The organism is Planktothrix tepida PCC 9214, assembly GCF_900009145.1.
GTDB classification, from domain to species: Bacteria; Cyanobacteriota; Cyanobacteriia; order Cyanobacteriales; family Microcoleaceae; genus Planktothrix; species Planktothrix tepida.
Window position 1 is genome coordinate 1 of sequence record NZ_LN889895.1, and the last position, 220, is coordinate 220.

The following is a 220-nucleotide window of genomic DNA, read 5'->3' on the forward strand; positions in this document are numbered from 1 at the left end:
GTATTATTAGTCGCTCCACTAATATTAGTCCAGGTGACTCCATTATCAGATGACTCTTGCCATTGATAATTAAACGTTCCTAAACCATCAACATCTGCTAAGGTATTGGTTGCTGTTAAAATTTGGTTTTGTGTCGCTGTTCCTGTAATATTAACTGTTCCTGTAGGAGCATTATTCAAAAGTCCAGAAACCACAGAAGTCGGACTACTATTAACCGTTT

At 37.3% G+C, this 220-nt stretch carries 1 protein-coding gene; it reads right to left on the bottom strand.

Features of this window, described 5'->3' with window-relative positions:
* A partial coding sequence (locus PL9214_RS31840; RefSeq protein ID WP_186440524.1) for a DUF8696 domain-containing protein occupies positions 1–220 on the bottom strand: 220 nt, incomplete at both ends.